This is a genomic window from Pseudomonas solani, from assembly GCF_026072635.1.
GTDB lineage: Bacteria > Pseudomonadota > Gammaproteobacteria > Pseudomonadales > Pseudomonadaceae > Metapseudomonas > Metapseudomonas solani.
Window position 1 is genome coordinate 2,340,145 of the sequence record NZ_AP023081.1, and the last position, 19,947, is coordinate 2,360,091.

The following is a 19,947-nucleotide window of genomic DNA, read 5'->3' on the forward strand; positions in this document are numbered from 1 at the left end:
TCCTCGGACAAGCATGCTTCGTCCTCGCGCGCATTTCCTGGGCTGAAGCCCAGGCTACATCTGCCCTCTATCCGTGCCCTTCCGTGGCTCCAGAGTCGGACGTAGGTAGCTGCACCGCTTTCGGCAAACCGGCACCATGGCGCTTTTCCAGGTTCAGGGAGAACCCGAATGATCCGCTTCATCCTTTCGGATGTAGAACACGGCGCCCCTTATCCACGCCTGCCGGCCGATACCGTCATGCGCACGCTGCTCAACCTGCCGGTGGAGGCGCTGGATTGCGCGGCCGCCGAGCTATTGGAGGAGGACAACTGCAACGCCTTCGCCAAGGCCGCGTGCCGTGCCTTCTATGGGCATCACCCGCTGGTGATCCGCCCGGACGACATCTGGTTCTGCATCGCCCAGGGCTTCGCGAACCACATGGCCCTGCATGGCGAGCAGCTGCGGCCCGATCTGGTGAGCCACCAGGGCAAGAAGAAGCTGACGGTGTTCTGCCCCGACTACCCCTTCACCGACAAAAACCGCTGGGTCGAGCTGTTCGGTGATTTCTCCCGGCAGATCGCCGGGGAGATCCCGCAGTTCTCCGACTTCATCTCCACCGCCTTCTCCACCACCGGGCCCATCGAGCAGGCGGCCTTCTCGCTGTGCTGGATGGATGCCTTCAGTGGATATTTCGACTACGAGATGCTGGCCGGTTGCGGCATCCCCGAAATCGAGCTGCAGGGCAGCGAGGATGACTGGCGCCTGATCATCGAGCGTTTCATCGCCCTGGAGGGCTATGGTCTGGGCCATTGGGTGGCGAGCCTGAAGCCGGTGCTGGAGGCGATCGCCCGCACTGCGGCCGGCGAGGTGGACCGCGCCTTCTGGGAGTCCTTCTTCCGCTATCGCAGCGGTTCGGGGCCGTCCGAGCTGACGGGCTGGATCCTCACGCTCTTCCCCTACATCGTCGACACGGCCACCGACGCGCTGCGACCGAACCCCTACCTGGGGGATTGGCAGGTGCGCTTCGAGCGGGCTGGCGTGATGGCGCTGAGCGGTGACTGGCTGATGGCGGACCAGGCCCAGGGGCCGGGCCTGCAGGCCATCCCCAAGAGCCTGGTGAGTGCGGTGCTGCTGATCGACGAGTTCACCACCGGCACGAAGCGCAATGCCCGGTTGGTGGGCGGCTTGTTCGGCGTGGCCCAGCGCGACGTGGACGGTGCGCTGTACCCGGCGTTCGGCTGGGCGGTGGTGGACGAGCCTTCCAGCTAGAGCGCGAAAGGCAGCGGCAGGTGCACGTTCTGGCGGTGGGCCAGGCGGCGCTGGAACTCGGCGGGGTCGTGGATCAGCACGTCCTGGCCGGCGAAGGCGTTGGCGGCGATCAGGCGGGACAGCCAGAAGCGTACGCAGGCGATGCGCAGCAGGGCCGGCCAGAGTTCCGCCTCGGCGGCACTGAAGGGGCGCAGCGCGGCATAGGCACCGAGCAGGGCGCGGGCGCGGTGGGCGTCCAGGCGGCCTTCCTCGTCGGAGCACCAGTCGTTCAGGCAGATCGCCAGGTCGTAGAGCATCGGCCCCGAGCAGGCGTTGTAGAAGTCGATCAGCCCGGCCAGGTGCGGGCCGTCGAACAGCACGTTGTCGCGGAACAGGTCGGCGTGCAGGTTGGCGCGGGGCAGGGCGACGATGCGCGGCTTGAGCTCGGCGATTTCCTTCAGGGCGTCACGCAATAAAGGCAGCGCGGCGTCGTCCAGTTGCAGGGCGAGGGACGGCCCTTCGGCGAGCATCCAGTCCAGGCCACGGTCGCTCTTGCGCTCGATGGGGTGCGCGCGGGTGGCCAGGTGCAGGCGGGCCAGCAGCGCGCCGACTTCGCTGCAGTGGTGCGCGTTGGCTTCGCGCACATGCTTGCCGGCGAGCCGGGGCTGCAGCAGGGCGGGCTTCCCGGCCAGCTCGCGCAGGGCCTGGCCGTTGTCGGTACGCAGGGCGTAGGGCACTGGCAGGCCGGCGTCGTGGAGCACGTCGAGCAGCTCGATGAAGAACGGCAGGTCGTGGCTGGGGCCGCGCTCCACCAGGGTCAGCACGTATTCACCCTGCTCCAGGCTGACGAAGAAGTTGCTGTTCTCCGAGCCTTCGGCGATGCCCTTGAAGTCCTTGAGCCGCCCCAGCCCGTAAGGGGCCAGGAAGGTTTCGAGTTCAGGGCGTTCGAGTGGGGTGAAAACGGACATTGGACTACCTTGTTACGGTCGGCGCAGCAGCCTTACCAGCTGAAGATTTCCCACTGCGGGATCAGCATGTCCGGGTTGTCCGACCGGATGAAGTTGCTGTCGCCGTCTGCGCGGACCAGGAAATAGGGTTTGCCACCCTTGGGGGTGACCTTGATGGCGTACAGGAAGCCGTTGACGCGGTATTCCTGGATGGTCTTGTCGCCGTCCTGGCGGATGGTCACGTCGGGCTCGGCAGAGGGGGTGTCGTCGGCGGCGAATACGCCGGCCGGTGCGACGACCAGCAGGCTGGCAAGCAACAGGCGGTTGATGGCGCGCATGGTGGTAACCTTGTCCCTTATCGTCAATGATCGGGCCATTCTACTGCGGGTCCGGCGAATAAAGGTTGAATTCACGCATGAGCCAAGCCCCTCTCGTCCTGGTGGACGGTTCCTCCTACCTGTACCGTGCCTTTCATGCCCTGCCTCCGCTGACCACCTCCGCCGGCCTGCCGACGGGTGCGGTCAAGGGCGTGCTGAATATGCTCAAGAGCCTGCGCAAGCAGTACCCGGACAGCCCCTTCGCAGTGGTCTTCGACGCCAAGGGCGGAACCTTCCGCGACGAGATGTTCGCCGAGTACAAGGCCAACCGGCCGTCGATGCCCGACGAGCTGCGGGTGCAGGTCGAACCGCTGCACGCCACCGTGCGCGCCCTGGGCCTGCCGCTGCTGTGCGTGGAGGGCGTGGAGGCCGACGACGTGATCGGCACCCTGGCCCGGCAGAGCGCGGCGCTGGGCCGTGCGGTGGTGATCTCCACCGGCGACAAGGACATGGCGCAGTTGGTCGACGGGCACATTACGCTGGTCAACACCATGACCGGTAGCGTGCTGGACATCGATGGCGTGAAAGAGAAATTCGGCGTCGGTCCTGAGCTGATCATCGACTACCTGGCCCTGATGGGCGACAAGGTCGACAACATCCCGGGCGTGCCCGGCGTCGGTGAAAAGACCGCCCTGGGCCTGCTGACCGGCGTCGGTGGCGGCCTGGACGTGCTCTACGCCAACCTCGACAAGGTGCCCGAGCTGGCGATCCGCGGCGCCAAGGGGCTGCCGGCCAAGCTCGAAGAGCACAAGGAGATGGCCTACCTCTCCTACAAGCTGGCGACCATCAAGTGCGACGTCGAGCTGAACGTCGAGATCGAGGCGCTGCACCCGGGCGAGCCGGACGTGGAGGCCCTGACCGAGCTGTACCGCACCCTGGAATTCAAGACCGGCCTGGATGACCTGCAGCGCCAGTCCAAGGCCGCCGGCGAGACGCCGCCGCCGCCCGCAGCGCCGGCCGATGCGGTCGAGACCCGCTATGAAACCGTGCTGGAGCAGGCGCAGTTCGATGCCTGGCTGAAGAAGCTGCAGGACGCGCCGCTGTTCGCCTTCGACACCGAAACCACCAGCCTCGACCCGCAGCAGGCGCAGGTGGTGGGCGTGTCCTTCGCCGTCAGCCCGCACGAGGCGGCCTATGTACCGCTGGCCCACTCCTATATGGGTGTGCCCGACCAGCTGGACCGCGACGCCGTGCTCAAGGCCCTCAAGCCGCTGCTGGAAGACCCGGCCAAGGGCAAGATCGGCCAGCATGCCAAGTACGACATGAACGTATTGGCCAACGCCTCGACGCCCATCCTCATGCAGGGCATCGCGTTCGACACCATGCTCGAATCCTATGTGCTGGATTCCACCGCTACCCGCCACGACATGGACAGCCTGGCGCTGAAGTACCTCGGCCAGAGCACCATCCGCTTCGAGGACATCGCCGGCAAGGGCGCCAAGCAGCTGACCTTCGACCAGATCGCCATCGAGCAGGCCGGCCCCTACGCCGCCGAGGATGCCGACGTCACCCTGCGGCTGCACCAGGCGCTGTGGCAGAAGCTGGAAGCCGTGCCTTCGCTGGCTTCGGTGTTCTGCGATATCGAGATGCCGCTGGTGCCGGTGCTGGCACGCATCGAGCGCAACGGCGCCTATGTGGACGCCAAGCTGCTCGGTCAGCAGAGCATCGAGCTGGGTGCGCGCATGGTGGAGCTGGAGCGCCAGGCCTATGAGCTGGCCGGCCAGGAGTTCAACCTCGGTTCGCCCAAGCAGCTCGGCGCCATCCTCTACGAGAAGCTGGGTCTGCCGGTGCTGTCCAAGACCGCCACCGGCCAGCCGTCCACCGCCGAGAACGTGCTGGCGGAGCTGGCCGAGCAGGACTTCGAGCTGCCCAAGGTGATCATGCAGTACCGCACCGTGAGCAAGCTCAAGAGCACCTACACCGACAAGCTGCCGGAGCAGATCAACCCGCGCACCGGGCGCATCCACACCTCCTATCATCAGGCGGTGGCGGCCACCGGGCGGTTGTCCTCCACCGACCCGAACCTGCAGAACATCCCGATCCGCACCGCCGAGGGCCGGCGTATACGCCAGGCCTTCGTCGCGCCCAAGGGCTACAAGCTGCTGGCGGCGGACTACTCGCAGATCGAGCTGCGCATCATGGCCCACCTGGCCAAGGACGAAGGGCTGCTGGATGCCTTCCGCCACGATCGCGACGTGCACCGGGCGACGGCGGCGGAAGTCTTCGGCGTCGAGCTGGAGCAGGTCAGCAACGACCAGCGCCGCAGCGCCAAGGCGATCAACTTCGGCCTGATCTACGGCATGAGCGCCTTCGGCCTGGCCAAGCAGATCGGCGTCGATCGCAAGCAATCCCAGGCCTACATCGACCGCTACTTCGCCCGCTACCCCGGCGTGCTCGCCTACATGGAACGCACCCGCGAGCAGGCGGCCCAGCAGGGCTTCGTCGAGACGCTGTTCGGCCGTCGCCTGTACCTGCCGGAGATCAACTCGAAGAACCAGGCCATGCGCAAGGGCGCCGAACGCACCGCGATCAACGCGCCGATGCAGGGCACCGCGGCCGACATCATGAAGCGCGCCATGGTGGCTGTGGATAACTGGCTGACGGAATCCGCCATCGATGCGCGGGTCATCCTCCAGGTCCACGACGAACTGGTACTGGAAGTGCGCGAGGACCTGGTGGACCAGGTGCGCGACGCCATCCGCCCGCTGATGAGCGGTGCGGCGCAGCTGGATGTACCGCTGCTGGTGGAAGTGGGCGTGGGCGACAACTGGGACGAGGCGCACTGAGCCGGCGCCATTCCTGGCATAGACCTCCTGCGCATAAAGCAGGAGGCTCTAATAACGAACGGTTTTCAGCGGGGCGGTGAACTTTATACCTGGGCACAGGGTCAGAGGATGGGAATGGCTGGTGAAGCCTTCGATGCTCCTTTTGCTGTGTTTAGTGTTGGCAGATATCTGAACCCCGCCCTAGCGGTTCAGACTTGAACCCCGAACTTCCCCCTCCCCATACGAAGCTCGGGGTTTTTTTTGCCTGCGATTCAGGCCTCCGGCTCGACCTGCTCGAATTCCTCGCCCAGTTGCAGCCAGTTGGCCAGCACCGCTTGCGCTTCCTCGATGCCCTGGCGCTTGGGTGCCGAGAACAGCTGGATGGTCACGCCCTCGCCCCAACCCTTGCGTATGTCCTGCTGAACCTTCAGCAGCGCGTTCTTCGCGGCGCCGAAGGCCAGCTTGTCGGCCTTGGTCAGGAGGATGTGCATGGGCATGTTGCCGGCGCTGGACCAGTCGAGCATCAGCCGGTCGAAGTCGGTCAGCGGATGGCGGATGTCCATCATCAGGATCAGCCCGGCCAGGCTTTCGCGGCTGCTCAGGTAGGCTTCCAGGTGGCGCTGCCAGTGCTGCTTGAGCGGGATCGGCACCTTGGCGTAGCCATAGCCGGGCAGGTCCACCAGGCGACGCTGGTCGTCCAGGGAGAAGAAGTTGAGCAGCTGGGTGCGCCCTGGGGTCTTCGAGGTGCGTGCCAGGCTGGCGTGGGTGAGGGTATTCAGCGCGCTGGACTTGCCGGCGTTGGAACGCCCGGCGAACGCCACTTCCAGACCTTCGTCGGGAGGGCACTGATCCACCTTGGCGGCACTGATGAGAAAGCGGGCCTGTTGGCACAGACCGATGATCGGGTTCTTGAATGACATGAGGTGTCCACGGGTGCGACGCGGTGTCGCAGGGGGCTGTTTCGTTTCCGTTTGAGCATCGCCAGTATATAATGCCGCAGATTTAGTGTGCGCTTTATCCCCCAGGGTTCAGTGTTCACGGGACTGACCGTTGCGCGACAGAACGCATGGCAGGGCCCCTCTGATGAGGTTGATCATGAAGAAAGTGCTACTCGTCGCAAGCCTTGCGGCGCTGGCCTTTGGCGCGCAGGCTGCCCAGGATCCGGAAGCGGTTTACAACCGGACCTGCAGTGCCTGCCACAACGGTCAACTGCCTATGGCGCCGAAAAAAGGCGACAAGGCCGCCTGGGAGCCGCGTCTGGCCAAGGGCAACGATGCTCTGGTCAAGAGCGTCACCAATGGTTTGAACGCCATGCCTCCCCGAGGCTTGTGCATGGACTGCAGTGCCGAGGACTACCAAGCGGTCATCCAGTGGATGAGCCAATAATCAAGGTAGCCCGGCGCTAACTCTTTCACCCTTAGCCGTAATTGGATTAGCTGATGAACAAAGTACTCGTGAGTCTGCTGTTGACCCTGGGCATCACCGGTCTGGCCCACGCCGCTGGCGACGCCAAAGCCGGTCAGGCGAAAGCTGCCGTATGTGGTGCCTGCCATGGCCCGGACGGCAACAGCGCTGCCCCCAACTTCCCGAAACTGGCTGGCCAGGGCGAGCGCTATCTGCTCAAGCAGATGCACGACATCAAGTCCGGCAACCGCCAGGTCCTGGAAATGACCGGCCTGCTGACCAACCTGAGCGATCAGGACCTGGCCGACATCGCCGCCTACTTCGCCAGCCAGTCCGGCAGTGTCGGCGCCGCCGATCCCAAGCTGGTCGCGCGCGGTGAAGCCCTGTTCCGTGGCGGCAAACTGGAAGAAGGCATGCCTTCCTGCACCGGTTGCCACTCCCCGAACGGCGCCGGCAACGCCGCTGCCGGCTTCCCGCACCTGGGTGGCCAGCATGCCCAGTACGTGGCCAAGCAGCTGACCGACTTCCGCGAAGGCAACCGCACCAACGATGGCGACAACATGATCATGCGCGCCATCGCCGCGAAGCTGAGCAACAAGGACATCGAAGCCGTCTCCAGCTACATTCAGGGCCTGCACTAAGTCCGGCCCAGCGGTAGAAAACGGTAAATAAAAGGGTGGCCATGGCCACCCTTTTTCATTGGCGCCCCCGCTACAATTGCCGGAACCCGACGCAACGCGATCGGTCGAAGCAAGGCCCGCCGCAGAACCATATGACCCGCTTAGGAGTTGAGCATGCGTAACCTGATTCTTTCCGCCGTTCTTGCCAGTGCGAGCCTTTTCGGCATGACCGCACAGGCCGAGGATATCCAGGCCGGCAAACAGTACGTCGAACTGAGCAGCCCGGTCCCGATTTCCAAGCCCGGCAAGATCGAGGTGGTGGAACTGTTCTGGTACGGCTGCCCTCACTGCTACCAATTCGAACCCACCCTGAACGCCTGGACCGAGAAGCTGCCGGAGGACGTCAACTTCGTACGCATCCCCGCCATGTTCGGTGGCGTGTGGAACGTCCACGGCCAACTGTTCATTACCCTGGAAAGCATGGGCGTCGAGCACGCCGTGCACAAAGCCGTGTTCGAAGCCATCCATAAGGAAGGCAAGAAGCTCTCCACCCCCGACGAGATGGCCGAGTTCCTCGCTGGCCAGGGCGTCGACAAGGCGGCCTTCATCAAGGCCTACAACTCCTTCGGCGTGAAGAGCCAGATGGAGAAGGCCAAGAAGCTCGCCATGGCGTACCAGATCTCCGGCGTACCGACCCTGATCGTCAACGGCAAGTACCGCTTCGACATCGGCTCCTCGGGCGGTCTCGAGCAGGCCACCCAGGTCGCCGACTTCCTCATCGCCAAGGAGCGCGCCGCGAAGTAAGCGGCGCCCGGCAGAGCGAAGATGCTGCGCCGCTGGAGCAATGACAGAACCGCTGGCCTGCGGGCTCCGCAGGTCAATCCTCATTGTGGCTCCAGCGGCCTCCCAAAGGATGGCCGCCTTCGGCTGCTCAGCTTCAACATCCAGGTCGGCATCAGCACCGGCCGTTACCGCCACTACCTGACCCGCAGCTGGCAGCACCTGCTGCCCCACGCCGGCCGCGCCAGCAACCTGCAGCGCATCGGTGCCCTGCTCGGCGATTTCGACCTCGTGGCCCTGCAGGAAGTCGACGGTGGCAGCCTGCGTTCCGGCTACGTCAACCAGGTCGAGCACCTCGCCCACCTGGCCGATTTCCCTTTCTGGTACCAACAGCTCAACCGCAACCTCGGGCGCATCGCCCAGCACAGCAACGGCTTGCTCAGCCGCCTGCAGCCGACCCAGCTGGAAGACCACCCCCTGCCCGGCCCGCCCGGGCGCGGCGCCATCCTCATGCGCTTCGGCGAGGGCGAGGACGCACTGGTGGTGGTGATGATGCACCTGGCCCTGGGCACCAAGGCCCGCTCCCGCCAGCTCGCCTACATCCGCGAGCTCATCGGCGGCTACCGCCACCAGGTGCTGATGGGCGACATGAACACCCACGCCAACGACCTGCTGCAGAACTCGCCCCTGCGTGACCTCGGGCTGCTCGCGCCACAGGTCGAGGCCACTTTCCCGAGCTGGCGCCCGCAGCGCTGCCTCGACCACATCCTGCTCAGCCCCAGCTTGACCCTGGAGCGCGTGCAGGTGCTCAGCCAACCCATCTCCGACCACCTGCCAGTGGCGGTGGACATCCGCCTGCCCACGTCCCTTACCGGGGATGCGTTGCCGGCCCTGGTGGACACTCCCGACGGATCACCTTCATGAGCGACGACGGCCAGCGCTGGAAAGAAAAGTACCTGCAGAGCCTCGAGCAGCAGGAGAAGCTGGAGCGTCGCTGGGACGCCCGCCTCGATCTCCTGCGCCGTGGCCTGGTGCGCAGCTCCCTCGCCGCCGAAGGCAGCGACAAGGCCGTCGACCAGTGCATGCAGGAGCTGCGCGAGATCATCCGTGGCGATCAGATAGACGCCGGCCTCTCCGCCCTGATCCCGCGCCTGGAAAAGGCCGTGCTGGATTCCGAGCAGCGTCGCCAGCAACGGATCGACCAGAACGTCGGCGCCCTCACCGGGCTGACCAACCAGCTGCTCAAGCTGGATGTGCCGCGTGACGTGCGCAAATCCCTCAAGCAGTTCGCCAAGCGCATCGACGAGCGCGCCAGTCAGGCGCGTGAGATGCCTGCCCTCCTCGGCGAGCTCAGCGGCCTGCAACAGCGCGCCCTCGACGAGATCGCCAACACCGACCCTGCCGCGCCCAAGCCCGGCCTGCTGCAGCGTCTGTTCGGCAGCCAGGGTGACGCCACCGAAGACGCCCAGCCTGCTGCCGCGCCGCTGCCCACCGGTGACGCCCTGGCTCCACCACCGGCCGTCCCGGCACCTGCCGCATTGCAGGCCGCGCCCCCGCTGGACGACGAGCCCGCATCGCCGGCCCAGGCGCTCGCTGCCGCCCCGGCTCCTGTCGTGCCAGCTCCCGGCGTGCCGCCTACCGTTGAGGCGGCCCCCGTGGCTGCGGCTCCCGCTCCGGCGCCTGCCCCTGCCCCTGCTCCTGCCCAGGCTCCCGTACCCCCCCCGGCAGCCGCCACCGAGCAGTCTGCCTCGGCCCAGGTGGTCGCCGAAGCGGCACCGGTGGTTGCGCCCCTTGTGCCCGAGGTTGCTCCTGCCGCCCCGGTCGGGCCACTCGCTGCAGCCGCTCCGGCGCCTGTCACCGCGCTGGCCGATGGTGTCAGCCCGAGCCTGACGCCGCGCCTCGACAGCCTGCCATTGCCGGCGGCGCTGCTCACCGGCGAAGGCGACCCGGGCTACGCGCTGCCCACGCCGCCCGAACCCGGCTACAGCGCCGTCGCGCCCCACGTCGCCGCCAGCCTGCGCGGGCTGCTGGACGAGCTCGACCTGCCCGAGCGCCACAAGCCCCAGGGCGAAGCCCTTCGCGAGCGTCTGGTAGGTGGCCTGAACTGGTACGAACTGGTGCCCGTGCTGGACGACCTCGCCGTGCTGGTGCTGGCCGTCACCAACAGCGAGCACCGTGACTTCGCCATCTACCTCAAGCAGCTCAACGAGCGCCTGGTCGCCTTCGTCGCCTCCATTTCCGCCGCCCAGGAGGGTTACAGCGAGACCCTGGAAAGCGCGCGCGTGCTCGACGACCAGTTGCGCGAGCAGGTCAGCGACCTGCAGAGCAGCGTGCAGGACGCCACCGACCTGGACGACCTCAAGCGCGCCGTGGAAAAGCGCCTCGACGGCCTGCTCAGCACCATGAACGACTACCAGCGCCAGCGCGCCGCCCGCGAAGAAGAAGTCGGCGGACGCCTCAAGGTGCTGGTGGATCGCGTCGCCACCATGGAACAGGAAGCCAGTTCCTTCCGCGACCACCTGGAAGAACAGCGGCAGAAAGCCCTCAGCGACCCGCTCACCGGCCTGCCCAACCGGGCCGCCTGGAGCGAGCGCCTGGAACTGGAAGTGGCGCGCTGGAAGCGCTATGGCGGCGAGCTGCTGCTGGCGGTGCTGGACATCGACCACTTCAAGCGCATCAACGACAACTACGGCCACCTGGCCGGCGACAAGGTGCTCAAGATCATCGCTGGCGAGATCGCCAAGCGCCTGCGCAAGACCGACTTCATCGCCCGCTTCGGCGGCGAGGAGTTCGTCCTGCTGCTCCCCGCCACGCCCCTGGAGGGTGGCCAGCAGTTGCTCGACACCCTGCGCTCGGCCATCGAGCAATGCCCCTTTCACTTCAAGGGCGAGCCCGTGACCATCACGCTGTCGGGAGGGCTGGTGTCCTTCGTCGAGGGCGAGAAGGACGAGCAGGCGTTCGAACGCGCCGACCAGGCGCTCTACCGCGCCAAGCGCGAAGGTCGCAACCGCATCGAACTGGGCTGAGCCGCCTCAGGCGGCGTGGGTCAGGTAGGGCTTCCAGTCTTCCGGCACATGCTCCAGGCGCGGGTAGTCCAGGGCGTCCAGCTGCAGGCGCGAGAGCTGGAAGGGTGTATGCCGCAGCGCCTGGGGCAGCGCTCGCAGCTCCGGCAACCACAGGCTCACGTAGGTCGCATCCGGGTCGTAATGGCGGGCCTGGCGCAGCGCGTTGAAGGCCTGGCTGCGTTGCGGGTCGCTGGCCACGCCGGCCAGGTAGGCCCAGTTGCCCCAGTTGCTCGCCGGGTCGTAATCCAGCAGGTGTTCTTCAAACCAGGCGGCGCCATGGCGCCAGTCCTGCTCCAGGTCGTGCACCAAGTAGGCGGCCACCACCTGGCGGCCGCGGTTGGACATGAAGCCCGTGGCTGCCAGCTCGCGCATGCTGGCGTCCACCAGCGGCATGCCGGTGCGGCCCTGGCACCAGCGTTCGAAGCGTTCGTCCAGCTGCTGCGGTGCGCGCACCGTAGCCTTCAGGCCGCCGGCTTCGAACAGCGCGCGGCCATGGCGCAGCAGGGTCCAGCGGAAGTAGTCACGCCATAGCAATTGTTGCCACAGCTGGCGGGTGGAGGCGTTGGCGCCGTACTGCGCCTCGTAGCGGCGCAGCTCGGCAGCGACGCGGCGCGGCGAGAGGCTGCCGTTGGCCAGCCAGGGCGAGAACTTGGAGGAGTACTCGCTGCCCACCATGCCGTTGCGATTCTCCTGGTAGGTGCGGACGCCCTGGGTCGCCCACAGGTAATCGCGCAGTCGCGCCAGTGCCGCGACCTCGCCGCCGGAAAAGGGGAAGGCGCTGATGGGCAGGCCGACCGGCTCGCCCAGACCCAGGCGGGTTGGCGTCGGCAGGGGTTCGAAGAGCGGCTCCACCGCTTCGGGCAGGGGCGGCAAGGTCACCGGGGCCGAGCGTGGTTGATAGACGCTGGGGCGCTGCTCCACCTGCTCGCGGAACTGGCTGAACACCGCCGGCAGGTGCTCCACCGGGGTCGGCAGCTCCTCGCGGCGCAGCAGGCTGTTGCCGGCCAGCTCACGCAGGGGAATGTCGCCGAGCGCCTGGCGCAGTTCCTCCACCAGGGTGCGTTCCTGGGGCGCCATTTCTTCCAGGGTCAGTACTTCGTTCAGGTCCAGGTGCTCCAGCAGCGCCGGGATCACCTGCGCGGCATTGCCCTGCACCACTAGCAGGCGCGAGCCGCGCTGGCGCAGCTCGGCGTCCAGGGCGGTGAGGCTCTCCAGCTGGAAGCGTGCGCGGTGCACGCCCATGCGACGGATGCCGAGGTCGCCCGGGCGCAGCAGGGTCGGGTCGAAAACGAACAGCGGCAGGACGCAATCGGCCGCCAGCGCCGCTTGCACGGCGGGGTGATCATCGAGGCGCAGATCCTGTTTGAACCAGAGCAGAGTACGACGCATGACGTAAATCCTCGGCAGGCATTTCCCTATGCCAACTGATTCCGCTGGCTTCTAGACGTTATAGGCTTTTCGCCGGGCTTGAACAGTGCCGCCGGGAGGATGACCGGTGGCGTTGCTGCCGTCGGGCCGGGAGCTGCGTATAATCCGCCCCTTTTTTCGCGGGCCCTGCCTGCATTCACCTGTGGAGACATCGTCAATGCGTCTTTCCTTTTCCCGTATCGCCAGCTGGTTGGGTGGTTTTGCCCTGACCTTCGGCGCCGTTCAGGTCGCCGGCAACGAATTGCTGCACCTGCAGGACAGCAACCTGCAGTTCTCCACCCTGCCCTATTCCGCCGGCGAGAGCTTCCTCAGCTTCGCCACCGAGCGCCCGGCCTTCACCGCCGGCCTCTCGCCCAAGGCCCTGGCGGAGCTGCCCGGCCACACCCCGGCGCCCCTGCAGATGCGCCTCAGCGGTGCCCAGGCGGCCCCGGCGCCTGGCCAGGGCGGCAACCTGCTCGGCCCGGCCTTCGACCTGCAGGCCCCCGGCTTCGACTACCTGACCCTGAGCCTCTACGACCGCGACGACCAGGACGAACCCGGCCACAGCGTGCAGTTCAGCGGCGCCTGGGCCTATGCCTTCCGCCTCGGCGAGGCCAGCTGGATGCTCGATGGCGGCCTCGACTGGGCCGGTGCCGAAGGCGACCGCGAACAGGGCCTGAGCTTCAGCCCGCAGCTGAGCTTCGATGCCGGCGACTACTTCTTCGCCCAGGGCCGCCAGCTGTTCCTCGGCATCCAGTACCTGCAGCAGAGCGGTGGCTACAGCGAGCTGGACGACGTGCGCGGCAACGCCTCCCGCGAGCAGCGCGCAGTCAACGGCACCCTCAAGTACCACTTCTGACCCCGATCGGCACGGCGGCGAGACGTCGCCGCCAGCGCCCTTTACACTTCGTCCTTCAGTTGAGGAGCGCCCATGGAAATTCTCGGCATCGCCGTGCTGATCTTTCTGGTCACCGACCCCTTCGGCAACATCGCCATCTTCCTCGCCGCGCTGAAGAACGTGGCGCCGGAGCGCCGGCTCAAGGTGGCCCTGCGTGAGCTGGTTTTCGCCCTCGGCCTGCTGCTGCTGTTCCTCACCTTCGGCGAAAACATCCTCAGCGGCCTCGGCCTGTCCCGCGAGGCCATCGCCATCGCCGGCGGCATCATTCTCTTCATCATCGCCCTGCGCCTGATCTTCCCGCGGCCCGAGGGCGTGCTCGGCGACCTGCCTGACGGCGAACCCATGCTGGTGCCCCTGGCCACCCCGGCAGTGGCCGGCCCCTCCGCGCTGGCGGTGCTGATGACCCTGCGCAACACCCACCAGGGCGAGCTCTGGGAGCTCTACGTCGCCGTGCTGGTGGCCTGGGCCTGCACCGCCCTGATCCTGCTCCAGGCAGCCTTCCTGCAGCGCTTTCTCGGTCAGCGCGGGCTGATGGCGGTGGAGCGCCTGACCGGCATGTTGCTGATCATGCTCAGTGTCGACATGCTCCTGGACAACCTGCAAAGCGTGCTACACATCACCCCATGAAAACCCTAGCCCTCGGCCTGTTGCTGGCCCTGCTCGCCGGTTGCACCAGCGGCCCGCGCATCGATCGCAGCCAGACCTCGGTCAACCAGAACAGCCGCGTGCAATACGTCGTGCTGCACTACACCTCCACCGACCTGCCGCGCTCCCTGGCGCTGCTCACCCACGGCGAGGTCAGTGCGCACTACCTGATCGGCGCCCAGCCGCCGACCATCTACCAGTTGGTGGACGAGAACCGCCGCGCCTGGCACGCCGGACAGAGCGAGTGGCAGGGGCGCACCTGGCTGAATGCGAGCACCATCGGCATCGAACTGGTCAACGAGGGCTACGAGCAGACCCCCACCGGGCGCAATTGGCAGCCCTTCGACGACCAGCAGATCGACGCGCTCATCGTGCTGCTCAAGGACATCGTCAAACGTCACAACCTGCCCCTGGGCAGCATCATCGGCCACAGCGACATCGCCCCCCAGCGCAAGGTCGACCCGGGCCCACTGTTCCCCTGGAAACGCCTCGCCGAGGCCGGCCTGGTGCCCTGGCCGGAAGCCTCCGCCGTGGCGGTCGAGCAGGCGCGCTTCGCCCAGGCGCTGCCCACCGTCGGCTGGTTCCAGATGCAGCTGGCCCGCCAGGGTTATCCGGTGCCGCGCAACGGCCAGCTGGACGAGGCCACGCGCAATGTCATCGCCGCCTTCCAGATGAAGTACCGCCCCCACCTGTTCGACGGCCAGCCCGACGCCGAGACCGCCGCCCTGCTGCTGGTGCTCAACCGCATGCCGGGCGAGGCGCTGCCACTCCGTCCCGTTACGTTCTACTGACGCTCGAATCGCGCCCAGCACCGGACGGTGGCTGGCGTGATGACGGTGGGCTTTACCTGAGTGATCTCGCTCGGACGCGACCCTCCTCATCGTGCAGCCCCCTTCGCCTGCTGGCGCTGCACCCTCTACCCGCCCCTGCCGCGCCGAGGTGATGGGTTTCGCTTCGCTCTACCCATCCTCCAAATAGCGTTCAAGCCCGCCGCTAGAGCGGCAGCGCCAGGTAGAACTGCGCGCCTTCGCCGGGGCGTGAATAGATGCCGATGCGGCCGCCGTGGAGCTGGACGATCTCCTTGCACAGCGCCAGGCCGAGGCCAACGCCGCCGCCGGTGTAGCTGCCCAGTTGCACGAAGGGCTCGAAGATGCGCGCCTGCTGGCTGTAGGGCACGCCTTCGCCGTTGTCCTCGACGCTGAGGATCACCCGCTCGCCATGGCGCCGCGACTGCAGGCGGATATGCCCGCCATTGGGCGTGTGGCGGATGGCGTTGCTCACCAGGTTGTCCAGCACCCGCTCCACCTGGGGGCGGTCGATGGGCACGCGGGGCAGCGGCTCTTGCAGGTCCAGCTCTATGCTGATGCCCTTGTTCTGCGCCGGCTCCTGGAAGCGCGTGCGCAGGGCGCCGAGCAGGTCGTCGATATCGCAGGGCGCCAGGGTCAGGGTCTGCATGCCGTTCTGGTAGCGGGAGAAGTGCAGCAGGTCGTTGATCAGCCGCACCAGGCGCTGCATCTCCTCGTCCACCGTCAGCAGCAGGTCGGACTCGCGGGACTCCTCGGCGAAGACCAGGCGTTCGCGCAGCAACCCGAAGGCCATCTGCATGCCGGTCACCGGGGTGCGCAGCTCGTGGGAGGCGCGCAGCACGAACTCGTTGCGCACCCGCTCGAAGGCGCGCTGCTCGGTGACATCGCGCAGCACCATCACCGCACCGAGGATGCGCTCCTCGTCCAGGCTCACCGGGGTCAGGCGCCAGCTCAGCAGGCGGCTCTCGCCCTCGACCTCGATGGCCAGGTCCGGCGGCACCTGCTCCAGGGGCTGGCCGCGCAGCACCTGCTGGGTAGGCGCCTCCATGGCCGGGTCGCCCAGGGCCTGGCTCAGGGGTTGGCCGAGCTGCTCGGTCTCCCAGGCCAGCTGGCGCTGGGCCACCGGGTTGGCGTGTTCGATGCGGCCCTGGCGGTCGAGGATCAGCAAGCCGTCGTCGATGCTGTCGAGCACCGCCTTCAGGCGGCGCTGCTCGGCCAGCAGCTTCTCGATATTGGTTTCCTTGAACAGCCGCAGGCCCTCGGCCATGAGGCCGAAGCGGCGGCTCAGGGAGGCCATCTCGCTGACCGTGGAAATCGGCAGGGTCACCTGGAAGTCACCCTGGCCGATGCGGTCGGCGGCGCGGGCCAGGGCCTCGATGGGCTGGCCGAAGCGCCGGGCGATGCCGTGGGCGGTGACGAAGCCGATCAGCAGTACGGCGATGCCCAGCAGGCCCAGCAGGGTGGCCACCAGGCCGGCGCGCTCGCGGGCCGACTGCTCGGCCTCGGCGGCGCTCTGCAAGGCGTGCTTCTGCAGCGCCAGCATGGCATTGCGGGTGTCGTTCAACGCCTGGCTGAAATCATCGTCGCGGCGGTCGGTGTTGCGTTCGCTGACCCGCAGGAACTCGCCGTAGCTGTCGGCGATGGCCTGGAAGCCCTGACGGGTCTGCTCGTCGCGGGCGTTCATCAGGCCCTGTTGCACCACGGCGAGGAAACGTTGCTGCGAGGTGAGCAGTGCCTGGATATCCGGCTGTTCGCGGGTCAGGTTCACCAACTGGTCGCCCAGGTGTGTGCGCAACTTTTCGCCCAGGTCGATGGTGGCGAAGTTGTAGGAGATCAGGCGCTCCTGGGAACGGGCCAGCTGCATGACGCTGGTCAGCCCCAGCAGCAGCCCCAGGAGGGCCACGGTGATCAGCGCCGAAATGCTGAGGAAAAGCCGCGTCCGCAGCTTCATCGGCAGCTTCATAGACCGTACTGCTTGCGTTTGCGATAGAGCGTCGAGGCGTCGATTCCGAGGGTCTTGGCGGCCTGGTCGAGGGTTTCACTGGCCGCGAGCACGGCGGCGATATGGGCCTTCTCCAGGTCCTCCAGGCTCATGGAGGCTCCTACGCGCGGGGCGTTGTTGGACGGCGCTTCGCTCAGTCCCAGGTGGGCGATTTCCACCAGCTCCTGGCCGCAGATGATGCTGGCGCGCTCGATCACGTTGCGCAGCTCGCGCACGTTGCCGGGCCAGTGGTAGCCCAGCAGGGCACCCCGTGCCGCGTCGCTGAAACCGCGTGCCGGGCGCGCGTAGTCCTTGACGAAGCGAGCGAGGAAGCGCTCGGCCAGGCCGATCAGGTCCTCGGTGCGCTCGCGCAGGGGCGGCAGGTGCAGGGTGATGACGTTGAGGCGGTAGAGCAGGTCTTCGCGGAAGCGGCCCTCGCGGACCATTTCATCGAGGTTGAGGTTGGTGGCGGCGAGGATGCGCACATCGGCGCGGCGGGTCACCGCGTCGCCCACCCGCTCGTATTCCTTGTCCTGGATGAAGCGCAGCAATTTGGGTTGCAAGGTGAGGGGAAAGTCGCCGATCTCATCGAGAAACAGCGTGCCGCCGTCGGCCTGGTTGACCCGGCCCAGGGTGCTCTCGCTGGCCCCGGTGAAGGCGCCGCGGCTGTGGCCGAACAGCTCGCTTTCCATCAGCTCTGCCGACAGCGACGGGCAGTTGATGGTCACGCAGGCCTTCTTCGCCCGCTTGCTCCAGCCGTGGATGGCCCGGGACAGCTCGCCCTTGCCGGTGCCTGACTCGCCGAGGATGAGGATGTTGGCGTCGGTGCCCGCCACCTGGCGAGCGGTTTCCAGCACCGCCATCATCGCCGGGCTCTGCGAATCCAGGCCGTCGCCCGGCTTGCGCACCTCGCCCTCCAGGGCCTCCAGGCGCGCGGTGAGCTGGCGCACTTCCAGCTGCTTGGCGGCTGAAAGGCGCAGCTGGTCGGGGCTACAGGGTTTCACCAGGTAGTCGGCCGCGCCGGCCTGCATGGCGTCCACGGCGGTGTCCACGGCCGAGTGGGCGGTGACGATCACCACCCGCATCCAGGGGGCCTGCATGCGGATCTGCGCAAGCACATCCAGGCCGTTGTCATCGCCCAGGCGCAGGTCGAGGAAGCACAGGTCGAACACCTGGCGCTGCAGGATGGCCTCGGTCTGTGCCGCACTGCTGGCGGTGGCCACGCTGTAACCCTCGTCTTCCAGGCAATAACGGAAGGTGCGCAGAATCGCCGACTCATCGTCGACCAGCAGGATGCGTCCCTTGGTTTCCGTTCCTGATGCCATTTTGTCGCTCCGCATTGTTCAGTCGTATCGCTTAGTCCAGGAATTATCGTGCAAGTTGCAAGGTCCTTTCATACATGTATTGCAGCCTGCATGCAGCGGGTATTTGGACGTCTACAATAACCAATTGATTTTAAATGAATAAACGCCACGAAAAGGCCTGGCACAGGCCTTGCGATAACCCCTGCATCTGGAGGCGCTGAGCGCCGAAGTGGATGACAGGAGGTTTCCATGCCGCACTTGCACAGCCTGGCGCTCGCCATGGCCGGTAGCGCCTTGCTGGGGCTGGTCGCCCTGCCGGCGGCCGCCGGGGACGGCTTCAGCGAACGGATTCGCGAAGCTCGCCAGGAAGGCAGCATCTGGACCACCTTCGCCTTCAACCATCACCTCGGCCCCTTCTCCCTCAACGTCGATGTCGAGCATGGCCTGGCCACGCTCACCGGCACCGTGGCGAATGAAGTCAACCGCGAGCTGGCCGAGCAGGTCGCCCTCGGCGTCGAGGGTATCGACGCTGTGGATAACCTCATCCGCGTCGACCCGGGCGTTCGGCCCCGTTTGCTGTCCATTGCCGCCGCCGACAGCCACCTCGACGACGCCACCGTCACCGCCAAGGTGAAATCCAAGCTGCTGTGGAACACCACCCCCCAAGGTCTCGACATCGGTGTCGAGACCCGCGAAGGCCTGGTCACCCTCAGTGGTCGCTCCGCCAGCGCCGAGTCCCGTGAGATGGCCGGCAAGCTGGCCGCCAGCACCGAGGGCGTCGAGCGGGTGGACAACGCCATTCACCTCAGCGCCGACCCCGGCACCGCCCAGCGCGACGGTGAGCAACGGGCCGAGGCCGGCAGCCTGCTGGGCGACGCCTGGATCACCGGCAAGGTGAAGACCCGCTTCCTCTCCAGCGACAACCTCGCCGCCCTGGATATCTCCGTGGAAACCGACGACGGCGTGGTGCGCCTCACCGGCAACGTGGCCACGGCGGCAGAAAAGGCGCTGGCGGTGGAAACGGCCAGAAATGTTCGCGGCGTGCTCGATGTGCACGCCGCATCCCTCAAGGTCGCCGGCTGAACGCGCGACCCGTACCCCCAAGGAGAAACACCATGACCAATACCACTGCGCAACTCAACGAGCTGATCGAGATCACCCGTGACGGCGAGCGCTTCTACCAGCACGCCATCGACGAAGTGAAGGACCCGGCCCTGCAGGGCCTGTTCCGCGACATGGCCCAGGCCAAGACCCAGGTCATCCAGGCCCTGGCGGTCCGGGTCGCGGCCAACCACGAAGACCCGTCCACCGGCGGCACCTTCGTCGGCAAGTTGCGCCAGGTCTATGCGGACACCCGCGCCACCCTGTCCAGCGACGAGAAGGCCACCTATGTGAGCCAGCTGGAGGAAGCCGAGGACCGCATCCTCCACGCCTTCGAAGACGCCCTGGAAAGCGCCGAGCCCGAGGTGCGCGGCCTCCTCGCCCAGGAAATGCCCCGGGTCAAGGCCTGCCATGACCGCATGCGCAGCCTGAAGCTGGCGATGAAGTGAGCCCGGATCGGACAGGGATGTCCGGCCATGCAAAACGCACGACGCAGCGCTGGCGATCATGCAAGTTGCCAGCAGATCCAGTGATCAATCAATTCGTAAGTTATTGAATTTAAATGGATTTAACTGATTAGAAAAACTGGCATGCGCTCTGCAATCAATACATCAGGAAAA

At 66.6% G+C, this 19,947-nt stretch carries 18 protein-coding genes; 12 read left to right on the plus strand and 6 right to left on the minus strand.

The genetic code is table 11. The annotated features are described in order from the left end of the window. The first annotated feature begins 168 nt into the window (after nucleotides 1–168). On the plus strand, nucleotides 169–1,248 hold the full coding sequence (locus tag PSm6_RS10490) for a DUF4419 domain-containing protein (protein ID WP_043243846.1): 1,080 nt from the start codon (nucleotides 169–171) through the stop codon (nucleotides 1,246–1,248). On the opposite strand, the gene PSm6_RS10495 is transcribed toward PSm6_RS10490, so the two are convergent. After that, nucleotides 1,245–2,195, minus strand: a complete 951-nt coding sequence (locus PSm6_RS10495; protein WP_043243845.1) for a homoserine kinase — start codon at nucleotides 2,193–2,195, stop codon at nucleotides 1,245–1,247. The two genes, PSm6_RS10490 and PSm6_RS10495, sit on opposite strands and share 4 nt — an antisense overlap. Before the next feature lie 32 nt (nucleotides 2,196–2,227). Further along, entirely contained in the window at nucleotides 2,228–2,512 is a 285-nt protein-coding gene (locus tag PSm6_RS10500) for a DUF2782 domain-containing protein (RefSeq protein WP_043243844.1), read from the minus strand. A 77-nt stretch (nucleotides 2,513–2,589) separates the two neighbouring features. On the opposite strand from PSm6_RS10500, the gene polA reads away from it, so the two are divergent. Then, a complete protein-coding gene (polA, locus tag PSm6_RS10505; RefSeq protein WP_021219849.1) occupies nucleotides 2,590–5,337 on the plus strand; it encodes a DNA polymerase I in 2,748 nt (915 codons plus the stop codon). A 251-nt stretch (nucleotides 5,338–5,588) separates the two neighbouring features. Here the strand turns inward: polA and yihA are convergent, their stop codons facing one another. After that, nucleotides 5,589–6,236, minus strand: a complete 648-nt coding sequence (gene yihA, locus PSm6_RS10510; protein WP_021219848.1) for a ribosome biogenesis GTP-binding protein YihA/YsxC — start codon at nucleotides 6,234–6,236, stop codon at nucleotides 5,589–5,591. A gap of 175 nt (nucleotides 6,237–6,411) precedes the next feature. Here yihA and PSm6_RS10515 point away from each other — a divergent pair, with 175 nt between their 5' ends. From PSm6_RS10515 to PSm6_RS10535, 5 genes are all read left to right on the plus strand, one after another. Beyond that, nucleotides 6,412–6,702, plus strand: a complete 291-nt coding sequence (locus PSm6_RS10515) for a c-type cytochrome (protein ID WP_031287843.1) — start codon at nucleotides 6,412–6,414, stop codon at nucleotides 6,700–6,702. Between the two features lie 53 nt (nucleotides 6,703–6,755). Next, a complete protein-coding gene (locus PSm6_RS10520) occupies nucleotides 6,756–7,361 on the plus strand; it encodes a c-type cytochrome (RefSeq protein ID WP_021219846.1) in 606 nt (201 codons plus the stop codon). 153 nt (nucleotides 7,362–7,514) lie between these two features. Continuing rightward, complete coding sequence (locus tag PSm6_RS10525; RefSeq protein WP_021219845.1) at nucleotides 7,515–8,144, plus strand: thiol:disulfide interchange protein DsbA/DsbL; 630 nt, start codon at nucleotides 7,515–7,517, stop codon at nucleotides 8,142–8,144. 21 nt (nucleotides 8,145–8,165) lie between these two features. Continuing rightward, nucleotides 8,166–9,044 carry an endonuclease/exonuclease/phosphatase family protein gene (locus tag PSm6_RS10530; RefSeq protein WP_021219844.1) on the plus strand — a complete coding sequence of 293 codons (879 nt, stop codon included), beginning with the start codon at nucleotides 8,166–8,168 and terminating at the stop codon, nucleotides 9,042–9,044. Next, nucleotides 9,041–11,146, plus strand: a complete 2,106-nt coding sequence (locus tag PSm6_RS10535; RefSeq protein ID WP_265170190.1) for a GGDEF domain-containing protein — start codon at nucleotides 9,041–9,043, stop codon at nucleotides 11,144–11,146. The genes PSm6_RS10530 and PSm6_RS10535 overlap by 4 nt, the downstream gene beginning before the upstream one ends. Nucleotides 11,147–11,152: 6 nt before the next feature. On the opposite strand, the gene PSm6_RS10540 is transcribed toward PSm6_RS10535, so the two are convergent. Continuing rightward, nucleotides 11,153–12,574 carry a DASH family cryptochrome gene (locus PSm6_RS10540; protein WP_265170191.1) on the minus strand — a complete coding sequence of 474 codons (1,422 nt, stop codon included), beginning with the start codon at nucleotides 12,572–12,574 and terminating at the stop codon, nucleotides 11,153–11,155. 196 nt (nucleotides 12,575–12,770) lie between these two features. Between PSm6_RS10540 and PSm6_RS10545 the strand changes: the two genes are divergently transcribed. The 3 genes from PSm6_RS10545 to PSm6_RS10555 all read left to right on the plus strand — a co-directional run bounded on the left by PSm6_RS10545 (nucleotide 12,771) and on the right by PSm6_RS10555 (nucleotide 14,926). Further along, nucleotides 12,771–13,451: a hypothetical protein gene (locus PSm6_RS10545; protein WP_043243839.1), complete on the plus strand. Its 681-nt coding sequence runs from the start codon at nucleotides 12,771–12,773 to the stop codon at nucleotides 13,449–13,451. A gap of 72 nt (nucleotides 13,452–13,523) precedes the next feature. Further along, the gene (locus tag PSm6_RS10550; protein ID WP_021219840.1) at nucleotides 13,524–14,117 is read left to right on the plus strand and encodes a MarC family protein; all 594 of its coding nucleotides are present in this window, start codon (nucleotides 13,524–13,526) and stop codon (nucleotides 14,115–14,117) included. Continuing rightward, entirely contained in the window at nucleotides 14,114–14,926 is an 813-nt protein-coding gene (locus PSm6_RS10555) for an N-acetylmuramoyl-L-alanine amidase (RefSeq protein ID WP_265170192.1), read from the plus strand. The genes PSm6_RS10550 and PSm6_RS10555 overlap by 4 nt, the downstream gene beginning before the upstream one ends. 202 nt (nucleotides 14,927–15,128) lie before the next feature. Here PSm6_RS10555 and PSm6_RS10560 read toward each other — a convergent pair whose 3' ends face one another. Beyond that, entirely contained in the window at nucleotides 15,129–16,904 is a 1,776-nt protein-coding gene (locus PSm6_RS10560) for an ATP-binding protein (protein ID WP_043243836.1), read from the minus strand. Continuing rightward, nucleotides 16,901–18,247, minus strand: a complete 1,347-nt coding sequence (gene algB / locus PSm6_RS10565) for a sigma-54-dependent response regulator transcription factor AlgB (protein ID WP_265170193.1) — start codon at nucleotides 18,245–18,247, stop codon at nucleotides 16,901–16,903. The genes PSm6_RS10560 and algB overlap by 4 nt, the downstream gene beginning before the upstream one ends. Nucleotides 18,248–18,475: 228 nt before the next feature. Between algB and PSm6_RS10570 the strand changes: the two genes are divergently transcribed. Together PSm6_RS10570 and PSm6_RS10575 are read left to right on the plus strand one after the other, a co-directional pair. Further along, a complete protein-coding gene (locus PSm6_RS10570) occupies nucleotides 18,476–19,309 on the plus strand; it encodes a BON domain-containing protein (RefSeq protein ID WP_265170194.1) in 834 nt (277 codons plus the stop codon). 32 nt (nucleotides 19,310–19,341) lie between these two features. After that, a complete protein-coding gene (locus PSm6_RS10575; RefSeq protein WP_021218839.1) occupies nucleotides 19,342–19,776 on the plus strand; it encodes a ferritin-like domain-containing protein in 435 nt (144 codons plus the stop codon). Nucleotides 19,777–19,947: the final 171 nt, after the last annotated feature.